The following is a 16471-nucleotide window of genomic DNA, read 5'->3' on the forward strand; positions in this document are numbered from 1 at the left end:
GGTCGTACTTTGTCTACCCTGTTGAGAAGTCGGAGTGAGCCGAAAACCAGTCATCTCAGACTCTCGAGATTTGTGAATAACTCATTGAGCAAAGGGGGTTTATCGCTATCGATAAGATAATTTTAAGAAGTCTTTTTTTATCTGATGGACATCGCATTTTTTATCTATGGTTATTTTCAGGCTGGGATCCAGTAGCAATTACAATCAGTATATGACAATATCCACAAAAACGCTTTCAATAGTACACTTGCCCTTAAATATTCGTATGTGCTCCGGAAGAGTGTAGGCGTTTGCAATATAACAAATGGATTGGGGTTAATTTATGATTCAGTTAGGCGATTTGTTAAAACCAACTTGGGCTGCGGAGCGGTCTTTAAATAATGCTTGGTCTGTATTGAATGACGAGGAAAAGGAAACCATCAAAAGCCGAATGGACAAGATATTTTACAACGAAATTCCTTTTCAACTTGAGCATGACAAGCTTATCTATATTCATTTATTTTCCTTGTTTGCGCAATTAGAAACAATTGGCCTAAGAGGGCTTATAAAATCTCTAGAGAAACTCCGTGGAACAGATTTGTATCAACAAATGCGTCAACAAATTACCGACGAGATTTTCCATGCCACTGTTTTTGCAAAAGTTGCGTTTCAGTTGTCCGCTCCTTACGCATTACCACTTGGTCATCAAAAGAGTATCAATCATTTTATTTCTTCTCTTGAAGGCGAAGAGGATCTGGCCACTTCTATCACCTTGGTCAATTTGGTTGGAGAAGGATGGGTAGAAGAATTATGCATTGCAATGAAAGAGAAAAACATCGCAGTAACTATTTTTGAAACAGTCCTTGAAGATGAAAGCCGGCATATGGACGAGTACGATTTATATCGTCAGATTGGGTTGCCAAATAAAGACTATTTAAGGAAAAAATTAGCAATTTTTGAAGATGAGCTGATAAATACCGTATTTGCGCATGAGCAATATTTGACTACCCTTGGTATTCTATTAGGCAAGGAGGGAGCACTGAAACTGCTCAATAATATCAATAATAAACACCATTGGATGCTTAAAAAAATTGGCTTAACGCCTTCAGCCCATTGGCAATTGTTTATGGATACCATGCCTTTATTGATGAAGAATTTATCGCATGATTTTGAAAAAGACAAAGCCATTGAACCGACCAATATTCGTAAATTACTTTCAGCAATTTGGAATGACCCCGAATTACCAACTGAGTCTGCTATTTTTAATATAAATGTTACTCCTGTTTGTTTTTTTGAAAAGAAATTTAAACCGGAAACAATAACTTGCCTCATGCTACAAGCATTGAGTAAAGCTTGCTTTGATAATCCGCAGACGAGAAATTATATTTTCAATCATAAACTGTACCACTCGCACAATAGTTACGTAGCGCTTGCGGTAAAGATTCCAGGTAGTGATCAATTAGGTGCGATTGAGTTTAAAAACTGCCATGAGATGACTATGACTGAATTAGCGCAACACATTCAGCATGACATGCGCATCATGAAGTATTGTTATGAAAAAACACAATCATTACAAAAAGAGCATCCCTATTTAATCGAGGTAGTCAATCGCTTGCTAACTCCACGGCACGAGCGAGTGTACCGTGATTTCTTATTTGCCAGACCTGCTATTTCTTTAAGCAATATTGGTCATTGGGGATATCAAGCAGCGGTTTCACCCTTATTTCCAAATGAAACGTTTAAAATAACTCTGACAGAAATCGAAAGAAAACAAGTCTGGAATAAAACAAATAACACATTTGAGGTGCAAGATGTTTTGCCTGTAGGCATGAGTGTTGATCACCGAGTTTTTGATGGCAATATCCCGTTCCCGCGTTATATGCAGGAGGCTTTTGATCAAATGTTTCAAGACATGGAGCAATCCAGGATAAAGCCACTGTCAAAACCCTTTTCAAATTTAGATAGCTTTATCAAGTACAGTAATACATTATTGGAAAACGACCTGGAGTTTGGGTTTCTGTATTTATTTTCTTTAATGCATGTATGGAAAAATTATATTTCATATGATGAGTTGTCAAAAACAGTGGAAGAAAATTACGAGAGAATAAAACAGGCGTTATCGAAAAGCGAACATCAACTTGGCTGATGGTTATGCGATCGTTTTCTTTTTATTACCAACATCTAGAAAATGTAAGCAGAAGTTTTAGTTTTTGTATAAGCCAGTTAACTTATCCAGCAAAAGAATGGGTTGCGTTGAGTTATTTACTTTTGCGTGTTGCAGACAGTATTGAAGATGCCAAATGGCAAGATCTTCAAACACAAAGTGATTCATTTGCTGCTTTTAAATCATTTTTAGTTCAAACACCGGCAAACGATCAATTCACAAAATGGCTTTCTAGCTTTCCTTCGCAGCTTCCATTAGGGGAGAAACAACTTCTATGTGCCGTCCCTCTTTTGTTGGAAGAAAAAGATAATTTACCTGAATCCATCAAGCAATCTGTGATAAAAACAATTTTGCAAGTAGTGGATGGAATGCATTATTTCCTTAATCATTATCATATGGAAGGCAAAATCGTATTTCCTTCATTAGTTACCACTAATCAATACTGTTTTTTTGTTGCAGGATTAGTTGGCAAATTATTGTCACACATATTTACTGATTTACTATCTAATTTTAAGTGGACAGCCAGTCTGTTAAATCAAGCCTTTCACTTTGGTTTCTTTTTACAAAAAATCAATCTCTTGAAAGATAGAGTGGATGATGAAACAAGTGGGCGTTATTTTATTTCTTCAGAGAATAGCTTGCGCGAGAGTTTGGTTATTCATGCACACCATTCACTGGCTTATGTAAAGAGCATCCCAATTATTGAAGGACGCCCGTATCGCTTATTTTGTGCATGGTCTTTATTTATTGGTTTGGCTTCATTGAAATGGCTTGATAAGTATGGTCACCGACAAAAAATTAAACCCCGAGAAACTTATTATCTGGTTAACCAAATAAATCTGTTAATTGATGATAACCGCGCTTTAGAAAAATTATTTAACAGTTATCTTCCAGAACAGTGCAAAGAGAGGTCACGATATATTTCTGAATCGTCAAAACAAATACCAGCTTGGTTTAAGAAAATTTACGATGGTGAGATGGATTCTCTGACTTTGTTCGAGCTGGATGTCCAAGTATGATGATTAGGGATACTTGGTGCAAACTGCCCAAATTTCTGGACGGTTTTAAACAAAATTATACTTGCAATTGGCTGAGCAATTGCCTGACCTGGTTTACCCATGACGTCATTTTCTCTTTATAACCAGTGATTGAGTCAGACAAATTGAACGGCAGTGCACATGGCTTAGTGACTCCCAAGCCAATATGGTTATTGTTTGTGGATGTCGGTCAATAATATATCATTTCGGGCAAAAATAATCGGTTATACAAAAGGTTAAACGAAATAAAATTAAAGAAAGAGAGTTTCCTCTACTGACCAATAGTTTTAAAGACTAGGATTTAAAAGCAGTGGAGGCTCCTTGGCGTCTTTTCTTTTATATTTAAAAAGCCCATTAGTCGCTAATTGTTTACCAATTTCGAGAGGGGAAGCCATCTCGTCAGTGGGTGTATCTAAGGGTTTTGATTTGCCACTGGATCGGCTTCGCAAGTAATCAGCTAATTCAGTTTGGTCACTGGAGATTGCTTTAGAAACAGCAATTTTTAGTGCTTTTCGACTGGGTGTAATTTCCAGAGATTCACAAAGATAGCTAACAATTCCCAGTTGTTTGGATTTGACTGCTGAAATCAATGCTTGATCTATCCTGCTTTGATTGAGGCCATAACTTTCATGACGACATAAATAGTCTAAAATTTGTAATTTCCCTGCAGTGATAGCAAGTTGAAAGGATTGCTCAATAGCATGTTTTCCTGGAGGAGTCTGGCGGTTTGAATGAATAGCCATAAAAATGGCTGTTTGTCCCTTTTTAGCCGCCATCACTAATGTCTGATCAATTAAGCGGGGAGTTGGTTTATTGCTCCCTGTCATCGAGCAGAAATAATTAACCACAGATAATTTGCCTGTCTGGACCGCAATTTTCATTCCTGAATTGATCCCTGGTTGCCTTAGCGTTGTGGTTCCTGGCTCACAGAGGCAGGAGACAATGTCCAAATGTCCTTCGGCTGCTGCTTGTTCTAGAGCGTCTTCAATAGCTTGTTTGGTTAATGACTCGGAAGGTAAGGCACAAATCGATTGAACAACCTTTGTATGCCCCAGTTTACTGGCTTTCAGTAAAGCCCGCTCAATAACTATTGCACGTACGGGATTCTTTTCCACATTGCCAAGAATTTCTACAGCTTCATGTTGCATAGCCAGCGCAGTTTGTTGAAAAGCCTTTTCAAGCGTCGTTTGGGATGGAGAATAATGCTTTGAGTTGGCAAGATACTCAACAATGTCCCAATGCTGTAATTGGATTGCCAATTTAAATAGGCGATCAAGCATTGATTGTTTGGGTGATTCCACTGGCAGTTTACAGAAATACATGACGACTTGTAAATTATCATTGTCTATCGCTTTTTTAAGAATCGTGCCAATTAATTCTGTGGATGGCTTGTAATCATATAATTTCAAGAGTTTTTTTACACTTTCTATTCGCCCATGTTCTGCCAGATAGACCACAAGATCATCTATTTCATCTTGCCTTAACTCAACACCAGGAAGGCTACAAAGATGATCCAATGTTTCCCATTGGTAGTTTTTGGCTGCTGCTCTTAGCGCTTTGTTAAGCACAGAAGGTTCCATCTTGTCTTCAAGCAAATTGATTAAGCCTAAATTACCCTTTTTTGCTGCTTTAATGAAAACAGTTTGATTCCCATATTCCCTTTCATGCCAGTCAAGTCTATTGAAAGGGGTTGTTTCCAGCTTTTGAATGATTTGTTTTCTGATGAGCTCATTATCTATCGTGGCAAGAATTTCGATAAGAGCCCGTTCGTAAGGACTGATTTCTCCTGATGAGGTGACGAGGGGCAAATCCAACGCGTCGATAAAGGTATCTAAATCAAACAAGTCTCCCTGATGGATAAAGACAACTTCGGCAATTCTTGCTTGAAGGGCATACTTATGCCCAAAGCTAAACTTCATCTGTGGGTTGATTTGCTGGAGTACTGCAAATTTTCTTAAGGCTCCAAGCCAAACATCTTCTATGATGAAGTAGTTATGTTTGCCAAAGAGTAGTCCTGATGTTTGTTCAGCAATGCAAAAATTAAGCTGTTTTAAGATATTTTCACAACGTTCGTCTAAAAGGAGCTCACAATCTGGATATTTTTTTAACTGTGTTAAAAATTCTTCATCCTCCAGCAGTTGCGGATGATTTACAAGATTATCGAGAATTGCTTCGAATACTGCTTTCGTTGCCGGATGGTTTTTCTTCAATAACACCCTAAACAAAGCCATTAACTGATAAATGATTTCCTGATCATGAGTATCCAGTCGAACCAGATGATTGATATACCCAATAACATTTTCTTCTGTAATATCGTGAAGCAATCTTGGTTTATGTTGTAGTAAATGGAAAACACAGCTTTGGTTAAGAGTAAGAAGTTGATGGGCAGTGGACTCCGCAATGAGTTCGGCAAGGGTTTTTAAGACTTTCGGTGAATATTCTCTGGCAATAATATTGATAATATCGGGCAGTAATTTGAGTGTCTCTGGCTGATTCAGAGTATGCCTTAACATATCCAGCCAAGCTACTTCGTCATGGTTTGTTGCAGTAGCAATTCCTGCAGTTAAAAAAGCCGGGCCAAAAGTTCGGTGTAATGCGATAAAATTGTCTTTGCTTAAGGAAAATTGCAAAGGGGGGATTTCTGGTGAAACAACAGGAAGATTTTTACCCCGAAAAGTGCCGTCAAGAGAGTATTGCTGGAACATTAATTCTCCACAGCTTATCTTTTGGGCTGCCATAACGAGTTCCTGAGCTTCAGGGAAATGGCCGAGCAGGGAGTATAAGCGAGAAACTTCATTATCCCTGGAATGCAAAGTGAATAAATGATATCTAAGAAAATCCTGCAGCAGATTAGTAAGAAGAATTTTTTCAACGCTTACTTTGCGTTCTAGCAACCAGAGTATTAAAGCAGTGAATTTTTCTGTTTCACCAATCCAATTTCGGCATAGCGCAATGATTCCTAAGGGATTTTCCTGGTAGGCTAAATGTTCATTGAAATAGTCTAGCTGAGTCATTACTGATTTACTGTCAGCCTCTATTTTTTGCTGGAAGAGCTCAAATGTTACCCTTTCTTGAATTTCTGTACAGTGCCTGAATAATTCCTTATTTTTATCATAAAAAGATAGAGCACTTTCTTTATTGTCTCGTAATAATATTTGGAATAACTCATTAATTTTAGGCATGAGACGAAGTTGCTCTTCATGAGAGTGAGATAACAGGTTTCTTAATGCAATTAAAAAAACAGTGTTTTTCCCATCCTTAACAAACTCTTGTTTATACAACTGGAGATAATCCATAAAAAGACAATGCTGCTCTAATTCTTTAATCGCCTCTGTATTGGATGAACCACTATATTTTAAAAGACGGACATTACCCAGAAGCACACGATGAGTTTGTTTGGCTTGTGATTCCTCTTGTTCAATAAGATCACGTTCGATCGTTTGATCACTTAGATGAAGGGGTGCGCTATCATTGTGTATCCAATTAAACAGTTCACGTATGATCATAATTTGAAATAAGAGAATAAATTTAACATTCCATGAATTATAAATAAACAATAGGAAACATCAAGCTATTATTTGATCTATAAGGACAATTTAAGGTCTTTGTGATTTTAAATAAAATTTAGTGGCAAATTCGTCACATGAACAGGACTTACGAAAAACCCCAAGGTCGAGGCAAAAAATGTTTTTAATGAGGGAGTTTAGATAAACTAGATGACCGAATTAAAAACTTTTTTTAACAAAGAGATTGGGATTTGTCGTAAGTCCTGATGAAAATCCTTTTTGTCTTATCTGATACGGACAATTTCCAAAAGACTCTCTTTTGTAAAACAGGTTGAATACAGAATGAATACTAATAGGGACGACAATTATTTATTAATAATGTCTATCACATGATTGGCGTATTCTATTCCCTTAAGATAAGATTGAGAGAGCGTTTCGCTTTTTACAGGAATGCGTTCTAATTGATTAAAATTTGCTTGTTCATAATCTATAGCAAATTTCAGGATTTTGCCTAAATCCCCTTTGTAGTTCAGTAGCGCTTCATTGAGTGTTTCACTTAACCGAATTTTTGCTAATAGCGAAGGCATAGGCTCATTTAAAATACCATCTAAAGTAGAAAGTATGCCTACGGTATAAGCTTGATGAGAGTTAGGATAATCCATTGATTTTGCTAAGGATTCACACATTTTGGCGCGAATTAATGTTCGCTCCAACAAATCAGGTGCGACATCATCGAGACTTGCCAAGAGTAACAGATTTAACCAGTTGCGTATTTGCATTAATCCCAATTGAGAAATGGCATCCATCAATGATTCTATTTTTTTGCTCATGTACAAAGAGGCAGAATTTGCCAAACGCAAGATACGATAGCTAAGTTTGGGAATTTGTAAGATAATTTCTTCAATGCGTTGGATTGGTACCTCTTCATTGTTGATTTCTGTTAATAATCTTAAAAGCTGTATTTTATTTTCAGTAATGATTTGTCCTGTTAAGGAATCCGGTTTGTTTAGAAAAAAACCTTGAAAAAAATCAAATCCAAGATTGACGCAATGATTGAATTGTTGTTTGTCCTCAATTTTTTCTGCCAATAACTTACCTCTAAAAGATTTCAGCGGTAATAATTGTTCTGCGATTTGCTGCTGGTCAAGATGAAGCACATCGATTTTAATAATGTCGGCCATATCAACCAGAGGAGCCAATTCATTCCTGAAGACAAAATCATCCAGGGCAATTTGATATCCCTGCTTCTTTAATTCCATTAAATTGAGCAGCAATGGCTGGTCGATCGCCACCGTTTCAAGAACTTCAATGACTATTCTATTTTTAGGAAGCAACATTGGGATTTTTTGTACAAGATGGCTATGAGTGAAATTAATAAAAGCTTGTTTATTACCTATTATGGTATTTACATCAAGATTGGCAAATAACTGTACTAGAACAGAGGAGGTAGCTGCCTCACCTGACGACTGGTTTAGGTTATCTACGTGTGAGTTTTCTGCATCACTATTACGATACAAGAGTTCATAGGCAACGATTGCGCTATTCTTATCATAGATTCCCTGACGCGCTAGCAACGTTCTGACTGGTGTCTCATCCAATTCTACAACCATTTATTTGATCCATTGGAATGAGATTATAACATTATTTTGTAAAGTTAATAATGCGATGCTTGAGAGTCTTGGAATGCGGAAGCTTGTGAATTGTTATAAAAGAGCATCAGATTTTTGGCGAGAAAAGATTGGCCGTCATAAAACGCAGCAACTGTCATAAAAAGAAAGCTGCTGCGCTAAAATTGGAAAAATCTATTGTACAGGTTACTCGTGAGTTGCAAAATAATTTAAATCCAGTTCGCGAGCCGCTTTCACATCATCCAGTCTTTTGACTGGTAAAGTGTGGGGCGCAGCTTTGAGTATATCAGGTTGTTTGCTAGCTTCTTCGCGAATGATTTTCATCACGGCCACAAAAGCATCCAATTCCTCTTTGCTTTCTGTTTCGGGCGGTTCAATCAACAAGCATTCCGGTACTAGTAAAGGGAAATAAGTAGTGGGGGCATGAACTCCATAGTCCAATAACCTTTTTGCAAAATCCATGGCAGTCACGTCATAATTTTTCTTTTCGGAATTTAAAGTAAGAATAAATTCATGCGATGCACGCCTGTCAGGATAGGCTGCTGTATAGCCCACTTTAGTCAATTCTTTAAGTAAATAATTGGCATTAAGTGTTGCGAACTCTGATACGCGCAATAGGCCTTCTTTACCAAGGACAAGCATATAAAAATAAGCACGTAATAAAATGCCGGCATTACCCATAAAACATGATAATCTTCCTATGCTTTGTGGATAATCCTGGCGAGTTGCCCAGTGATATCCGGAGTCGGTTTTTTTCACAACAGGTAAGGGCATGTAAGGAATAAGGCGTTTGCCAACAGCAACAGGGCCAGCGCCAGGACCGCCACCCCCGTGAGGTGTAGCAAATGTTTTATGTAAATTAAGATGCATGACATCAAAACCCATATCACCAGGTCTTACTTTACCTAAAATAGCATTGAGATTAGCCCCATCGTAGTATAATAATCCTCCTGCTTGGTGCACAAGACTGGCTATTTCTTTTATCTGACGCATAAATAATCCCAAAGTGGATGGATTAGTTAGCATAATTCCAGCAGTCCTGGGACCTACTTTTCTTTTTAATTCGTCAAGATCAATGTCACCGTCCGGAGCGGTAGCTATTTCTACTACTTTGAAGCCACACATTACCGCAGAGGCAGGGTTTGTTCCATGCGCCGCATCTGGAATGAGAATTTCATCTCGGGCGGTGTCGCCACGAGACTGGTGATAGGCTTTAATCATGGCGACTCCGGCAAATTCTCCCTGTGAACCTGCCATTGGAGTTAGTGAAACACCGGGCATCCCCGTAATTTCAGAAATATAATTTTGTAATTTATAAAGAGTTTCCAGAAATCCCTGGCTTTCATTGTCCATAGCTAACGGATGGCGATTTATAAAACCGGGAAGCGAAGCTGCTTTATGAACACCCCGGGGATTGTATTTCATGGTACATGAGCCCAAAGGATAAAAATTAGTATCTATGGAAAAATTCTTTTGGGAAAGGCAGGTAAAGTGTCTTACCACTTGCAATTCGGAGCAGGCCGGCAATCTTGGGGGCGACTTTCGCTGAAATTCTTCGGGTATTGAATAGTTTTTGCTTACTGCTCTGGGTATTTGGGCTTTTGCCTGGCGACCAGTTTTAGATAATTCAAAAATCAACATAATTTGCCTTCCGTTTTTTGAATAAGTTCCTTGAGTTCATTCCTGTGTTTTACTGGAGTAAACTCGATAAATTGATACTCAGCAATTTCTGCTAAATAATAAGGGTCTTGTTTAAAAACTGACTCTAAATGTGCCCTGTCATTTGTCGCTGCTATAATAATCCCGCCGGTTGGAGGTTTCATGGGGCCAGAAGCAACCAATAACCCTTGTTTGTAGTGGTAATCTAGAAACTCCCTGTGTGCCTGCAGATATTTGTTTACTTCATTGATGGGAACTAAATAGGTTAATTGCACAATAAACATCAGGCACCTCGCTTGGACATTATGGTTTTTAATGTTTTTGCATATTTCGCGATATCCTCTGCAGTACGCACCTCTGTCGCACAAACTAACAGCGTATTGGCTAGCTGAGGGTAGTGTTGTTCCGGTGCGTAACCTCCAGCAATTCCAGCGTCGGCTAGTTGTTGCAATACGGACTGAACTGGTTGGTTTAGTTTAATCAATGCTTCATGGAAAAACGGAGCTTTGAATGCCAGTTCTACCCCCTCGATTTGTGTTAAGGCAGTAATCAATTCATGAGTATTTTGATGGCATTGAGTTGCCACTTGGCTTAGACCTTCCGGTCCTAAAAGACTCATATAGATAGTTGCTGCTGTTACAAGTAAACCCTGGTTGGTGCATATGTTTGAAGTGGCTTTAGCACGCCGAATATGCTGTTCTCTTGCCTGGAGAGTTAAACTAAAACCGGTTTTTCCATCCTTGTCTACCGTGCGGCCAATTATTCTTCCGGGCATTTGTCTGACATGGGCCATACGGGTGCTCAGAAAACCAAAATAAGGGCCTCCTGATGCCATAGGTGAGCCTAAAGGTTGTCCTTCACCGCATACGATGTCTACCCCATGTTCTCCCCATGAGCCGGGCGGTTTTAATAAAGCCAATGAAGTCGGGTTAACACAAGCTACACTGATTGTTTTGTTATGATGTGCCCAGGAAGTCATTTTATCGACTTGTTCGAGGCAACCAAAGAAATTCGGTTGGGCTATGACCAAAGCTGTAATATCTTCTCCGGTGTATTGATTGAGAGAGCCAAGATTAGTGATTCCTTGCTGTTCATCAAAAGGGAGGGTGATGACTTCAATATGCTGATTACGTACTATCGTTTCAATGGTTTCGCGATAAAAAGGATGAACTGTGCCTGCAATCAGTACTCTGTTGGTTTTACTGTGTTTATTAAGGCGGACTGCCATGAGTACTGCTTCAGCTAACGCAGTTGCTCCGTCATACATTGACGCATTGGATACTTCCATGCCGGTCAACTCACAGATCATGGTTTGATATTCATACAATAATTGCAAAGTTCCCTGGCTGGCCTCAGCTTGATAGGGTGTGTAGGCAGTTAAAAATTCACCGCGAGATGCAATATCCCACACGGCTGCTGGAATATGATGCTCATAACATCCAGCACCAATAAAACATATACCGTTGCGATTCTTTTGGGCTTGATTCTGGGCTTCTTTCAACATTTCCATTTCGTTAATGCCAGCAGGGATATTTTGAAATCCTGCATATTGCAAAGAAGCTGGTATTTCATCAAATAAATCCTGAATGTCTTGAGCACCAATTGCCTCTAGCATCTCTTTGGTATCATCGGGCGTGTGTGGAATATAAGGCATGATTAATTTTCCTCAGCTATCTCATTTTGATATTGCTCATCACTTAACAGGCTTTTGATTTCATCAGGATGGCTGGGCTTTAGCTTCACGAGCCAGCCTTCATGGTAGGGATCGTGGTTTACCAGGGCAGGGTTTTTACCAACGGCTTCGTTAACCGCCGTTACAACACCACTAATGGGAGCATAAAAATCAGAAGCTGCTTTCACTGACTCCACCACGCCTAATTCTTGGCCTGCACTCACTTCATCACCTATTTCGGGTAGTTCTACAAATACCATATCCCCCAATAATTCTTGCGCATGATCTGTAATTCCTACTGTGACCTCTTCCTCATCTTCTCTCAGCCATTCATGGGTTGTTGTGAATTTCAAATCATTCATTTTTTATATCCTTAATATTAATATTACTAAAATTTAAACAGGTTTTCCTTGTTTGATAAAGCGAGGCTTCCCTACTTTTGCAGGGATTAACTTTCCGCGTATATCAACAAGTACTTGTTCCCCTGTTTCCATGGGAACTCGTGCCAAAGCTATAGATTGCTGCAGGGTAGGAGAATAGCTGCCGCTTGTGATAATTCCATCAGGGCAGCCTTCAATAATAACCTTTTGGCCATGACGCATAATGCCTTTGTCCAACAAGGTTAAACCAACCATTTTACGTTTAATTCCTTGTTGCTTTTGAGAAACCAAAGCGCCCATTCCGATAAATCCTCTATCTTCCGGCTCCCACTTTACTGTCCAGGCCAAACCAGATTCCAGTGGGGTTGTTGTTTCATCCATATCCTGGCCGTAAAGAAGCATTCCTGCCTCTAATCTCAGGGTATCTCTGGCCCCTAATCCACATGGCGTTACTCCAGCATGCAGGAGATCATTCCAGAGTTGGGTAACAAATTCATTAGGGACAATGATTTCAAGGCCATCTTCCCCCGTATAGCCGGTGCGAGCAAAAAACCAGTGATCCACATCAACGCATTCGAAAGAGGTAAGAGTCGAAACGGCATCTACATGGGCGGGTGCAAGAATACTCAATGTTTTCGCTATGGCATTTGGACCTTGTACAGCGAGCATTGATAATTCGCGCCTTTCTTGTAAGCCAACAGCAAATCCTTCACTTTTTGCGCGAATCCAGGCCACATCATTTTGCCTGGTTGCCGAATTAAGTACCACTCGGTAATTATCGGAAGCGCGTTGATATACAATCAGGTCATCTATAATTCCGCCGTGTTCATTACACATACAGCTGTATAGGGCTTTTCCATTATGAGTAATTTGATCGACATCGTTGGTTAGCAGTTTGCGCAGAAATTGACGGCCACCGGCGCCTAAAATATCAACGATGGTCATATGTGAGACATCAAACATGCCAGCATCGTTTCTGACAGCATGATGTTCGTTTAACTGAGATCCATAATGAAGAGGCATATCCCAACCATGGAAATCCACCATTTTGGCACCACATGCTAAGTGCGTAGTGTGAAGAGGAGTTTTAGCAGTCATTGCATTTCCTTTTTTTATCACTTATTGGATGTGATTATACCTGTTGGGATTAATTTTGCGAGGTTTCCAATTTGATTTTTTTGCATGATCCTCTCCCTGGAAATAGCATATAATATAAATTTATGGGAAAGAATATGGTGTGGCCGATAATTTGGAGATGGATCCTTGATTTAGGATGGCTATGTTTTCTTTTAATTCTTTTTTGGTATTTTTGGAAAAAAAGAAGAGATTTGGTTGAAGCAAGATCCTGGTTAAAAGCGAAGGGGCATGTCACGCGCTGTGAGTGGACAAGAGTAGGGCATAGTGTTTGGCCTAGAATAGAATATATCTATGAAGTTTATGAGAAGGATTTGACAGGGGAATATTTGTTTTTGGATACAACATTTAATACACCCAACAGTAAATATTCCCGAAGTATTGCATATAAAGTGGCAATAGCTTACAGAGATAACTCAGAAATTGACGTCTACTATAATCCCAATCGTCCTGAACAATCTGCTTTAGATGTTACCATACCTAAAAAACTAACTTTTATTTTAATTCTAATCAGCTCATTAATTTTGCTGCATATTGGTATTATTGTTTGGCGTCTCCTTGTTTAGTATTCCCAGGCGTCTCTTCAATTTTACATTGGCATGGCGGGCTGATGGGGGTGGATTGCAGGCTGGTTACGCTGAAACCTCTTACACCTTGTCCGGGAGATGCTACGGTAAACCCTAATACAACTTTTAAATTTTGTTTTTGCTCGTATTGGGGGTTTTTATATACGACCAGTATGGGCATGATAGCTTGCCAGTGTGTCGGATCCAGGGTGATCAGCTTGGGTGGTTCTGTGGCAACAGCATTGACGAAATAGGCATTTTTTTGTACTACTTCAGGCAGTTTTGATTGATTAAGCGCTTTGCTATAGGCTATCCAGCCATCAGCTGAAAAATATTTGGCTATTTCCTTTTGTTGTTGCATGTAATTTTTATAATCAAAAGTGTAAGTGGCAATAATCGCCTCATTAGCCCAAACTGCCAATTGTGCTCTATCTGGCCCAGCATAAGTTAGTTTTGAGGCAATACTTAGAAGTAAACTCAAGGCAATTGTGATTGTTTTGTTCATAATAAATTCTCATCGATTATCTCAATACTGCCAGTTTAGTCATTTTTTCATTACAAAAAAATCCCCGGCTAAGATCCCGGGGAGAATTATATATCCGGATTTGGTGCAATCCGAATACTACCCCGCATAAAGAGGGGGAAAGCGGGGTAGAGCACTCGGGGGAGAATGCTCACTATATTAGACACATGAATCGCGAAAAAGTTCAAAATTTAATCAAAATTATTTGTGAATACGGTTGAATGTGTTGGTTTGTCTGGTATCGATGACGTTGTATTTATGGTATTTTATATTCACAGGACTTCCGAAAAACCCCAATTTCTTTGTTAAAAAAGTTTTTAATTCGGTCGTTTAGTTTATCTAAACTCCCTCATTAAAAACTTTTTTGCCTTGACCTTGGGGTTTTTCGTAAATCCTGATTCAGGAATGGATAAATATTTTTTAGATTTAAGGATTAGATTAAAGGAAACTTGTAACGTCAATTTTAAGAGAGGGTATAGTGGGCAATAGTCGGTTTTATTTTGCTAATCCTGATAAATTCAGTCGATTTATTAATCGATGGGATTTGCTATTGCTTATATTGACTTTTTCTGTGTTATTTTTCCTGGGTTGGGCCGGTTCACAGATGGCTACCCCGTATCAATTAGGGGATCAAATTCCCATTTCCTTGGAACCTTCCAATCTTCCCTTTTATGCGTTACGAACAGTTTTACGCATGTTTATCGCATTGATTTTTTCAATTCTGTTTACTTTTATTGTAGGTGCTTTAGCTGCCAAAAATCGCAGGGCTGAGCAAATTGTTATACCGGCGATTGATATTTTACAATCGATTCCTGTTCTGAGTTTTTTATCTATTACTGTCACCGGGTTTATACATTTATTTCCCAATAGCTTGTTAGGTCCAGAATGCGCCTCAATTTTTGCTATTTTTAGCGCCCAAGTGTGGAATATGACTTTTGGATTTTATCAATCTTTAAAAACAGTTCCTCATGATTTGATTGAAGTCTCTGCCATGTTCAGGTTGTCAGCCTGGCAGCGCTTTTGGAAGGTAGAAGTTCCTTTTTCCATGTCTGGACTGTTATGGAATATGATGGTTTCAATGTCGGCAAGCTGGTTTTTTGTGGTTTTGTCAGAAGCTATTTCGGTGGCGCACCAAAATATCAGATTACCCGGTGTAGGTTCTTATATCGCATTGGCGATAGCCCAGAGGGATTTGCATGCTGTGGGATATGCCATTCTGACCATGGTTATCGTTATTTTTTTGTATGATCAAATACTTTTCAGGCCACTTATTGCCTGGTCTGAAAAATTTAAAATGGAACAGTCTCCCGATGAGTCAGAATATCAATCCTGGTTAATTGACTTGATACGCAGTAGTCGTTTGATGAAGAGAGTGACGGAGTGGCTCGCGGTCTTTACCAATAGTTTTGTAAATGCTCGTTGGCTGAGGATTGGTGAGGTGAAGGCTGTTAAGGAAATTGATTTTAAAAGGCAAAAGCGTTTAGACCGATTGTGGACAGCGTTGGTTTTGATAGCCGTTATTACTGGCGGGTGGTTTTTGTTGAAATTTATTCTCGCTGAATTGAAGGTGAGTGATATATTTCATGTCTTTTTATTGGGCGCAGCAACAGGATCTCGGGTCATTATATTAATTTTGCTAAGCTCTATGCTATGGATTCCTGTTGGCGTGTGGATAGGATTAAGGCCAAGGCTGGCTCAAAAAATACAACCGATTATTCAATTTGTGGCAGCGTTTCCAGCGAACCTGTTTTATCCTTTATTTGTAATTGCTATCGTCAAATTTAATTTGAGCGTGGAAATTTGGGTAACTCCGCTCATGATCCTGGGCACACAGTGGTATATTTTATTTAATGTGATCGCAGGAGCCTCGAGTATACCGCGCGATCTTTATCTGGCGGCTGATAATTTTGGGTTAAAGGGTTGGATATGGTGGAAAAGATTGGCTTTGCCAGGTATTTTTCCTTTTTACATTACCGGAGCTATTACAGCAGCAGGCGGTGCATGGAATGCCAGTATCGTCGCTGAATACGTGAGCTGGGGAAATATTACTCTTAAGGCCACAGGTCTGGGGGAGTATATTCAGGCTAGTACGACAGCGGGAGACTTCCCGCAAATTGCGTTAGGAACAGCAATGATGTGTGTCTATGTATTAGCTTTCAACCATCTTATTTGGCGCCCGCTTTATCGATTAGCCGAAGAACGATTTAATTTTAATTGAGACTC

General features: G+C 39.2%; 12 protein-coding genes. 4 read left to right on the forward strand and 8 right to left on the reverse strand.

Features of this window, described 5'->3' with window-relative positions; all coding sequences use genetic code 11:
- Positions 1-322 precede the first annotated feature (322 nt).
- Both LPG_RS00560 and LPG_RS00565 read left to right on the forward strand, forming a co-directional pair.
- The gene (locus LPG_RS00560; protein WP_010945871.1) at positions 323-2125 is read left to right on the forward strand and encodes a 2-oxo acid dehydrogenase subunit E2; all 1803 of its coding nucleotides are present in this window, start codon (positions 323-325) and stop codon (positions 2123-2125) included.
- Entirely contained in the window at positions 2125-3162 is a 1038-nt protein-coding gene (locus LPG_RS00565) for a squalene/phytoene synthase family protein (protein WP_016356707.1), read from the forward strand. The genes LPG_RS00560 and LPG_RS00565 overlap by 1 nt, the downstream gene beginning before the upstream one ends.
- Before the next feature lie 305 nt (positions 3163-3467).
- Here LPG_RS00565 and LPG_RS00570 read toward each other — a convergent pair whose 3' ends face one another.
- From LPG_RS00570 to gcvT, 7 genes are all read right to left on the reverse strand, one after another.
- On the reverse strand, positions 3468-6686 hold the full coding sequence (locus LPG_RS00570) for a hypothetical protein (protein ID WP_015444950.1): 3219 nt from the start codon (positions 6684-6686) through the stop codon (positions 3468-3470).
- Between the two features lie 365 nt (positions 6687-7051).
- Entirely contained in the window at positions 7052-8296 is a 1245-nt protein-coding gene (locus LPG_RS00575; protein WP_010945874.1) for an EAL and HDOD domain-containing protein, read from the reverse strand.
- A 204-nt stretch (positions 8297-8500) separates the two neighbouring features.
- Entirely contained in the window at positions 8501-9955 is a 1455-nt protein-coding gene (gcvPB, locus tag LPG_RS00580) for an aminomethyl-transferring glycine dehydrogenase subunit GcvPB (protein ID WP_010945875.1), read from the reverse strand.
- Positions 9949-10257 carry a YciI family protein gene (locus LPG_RS00585; RefSeq protein WP_010945876.1) on the reverse strand — a complete coding sequence of 103 codons (309 nt, stop codon included), beginning with the start codon at positions 10255-10257 and terminating at the stop codon, positions 9949-9951. Before LPG_RS00585 ends, gcvPB begins: the two co-directional genes overlap by 7 nt.
- Positions 10257-11627 carry an aminomethyl-transferring glycine dehydrogenase subunit GcvPA gene (gene gcvPA, locus LPG_RS00590; RefSeq protein WP_010945877.1) on the reverse strand — a complete coding sequence of 457 codons (1371 nt, stop codon included), beginning with the start codon at positions 11625-11627 and terminating at the stop codon, positions 10257-10259. The genes LPG_RS00585 and gcvPA overlap by 1 nt, the downstream gene beginning before the upstream one ends.
- A gap of 2 nt (positions 11628-11629) precedes the next feature.
- Complete coding sequence (gene gcvH / locus LPG_RS00595; RefSeq protein ID WP_010945878.1) at positions 11630-12007, reverse strand: glycine cleavage system protein GcvH; 378 nt, start codon at positions 12005-12007, stop codon at positions 11630-11632.
- A gap of 33 nt (positions 12008-12040) precedes the next feature.
- Positions 12041-13123: a glycine cleavage system aminomethyltransferase GcvT gene (gene gcvT, locus LPG_RS00600; protein WP_010945879.1), complete on the reverse strand. Its 1083-nt coding sequence runs from the start codon at positions 13121-13123 to the stop codon at positions 12041-12043.
- Between the two features lie 134 nt (positions 13124-13257).
- On the opposite strand from gcvT, the gene LPG_RS00605 reads away from it, so the two are divergent.
- Positions 13258-13725, forward strand: coding sequence for a DUF3592 domain-containing protein (locus LPG_RS00605; protein WP_011945317.1), 468 nt, complete (start codon positions 13258-13260; stop codon positions 13723-13725).
- Here the strand turns inward: LPG_RS00605 and LPG_RS00610 are convergent.
- The gene (locus tag LPG_RS00610; RefSeq protein WP_010945881.1) at positions 13700-14230 is read right to left on the reverse strand and encodes a DotI/IcmL family type IV secretion protein; all 531 of its coding nucleotides are present in this window, start codon (positions 14228-14230) and stop codon (positions 13700-13702) included. The two genes, LPG_RS00605 and LPG_RS00610, sit on opposite strands and share 26 nt — an antisense overlap.
- 496 nt (positions 14231-14726) lie before the next feature.
- On the opposite strand from LPG_RS00610, the gene LPG_RS00615 reads away from it, so the two are divergent.
- Positions 14727-16466 (forward strand): ABC transporter permease, encoded by a 1740-nt coding sequence (locus tag LPG_RS00615; protein WP_010945882.1) that lies wholly within the window; start codon positions 14727-14729, stop codon positions 16464-16466.
- Positions 16467-16471: the final 5 nt, after the last annotated feature.

Origin of the sequence: Legionella pneumophila subsp. pneumophila str. Philadelphia 1, assembly GCF_000008485.1 — a bacterium.
GTDB lineage: Bacteria > Pseudomonadota > Gammaproteobacteria > Legionellales > Legionellaceae > Legionella > Legionella pneumophila.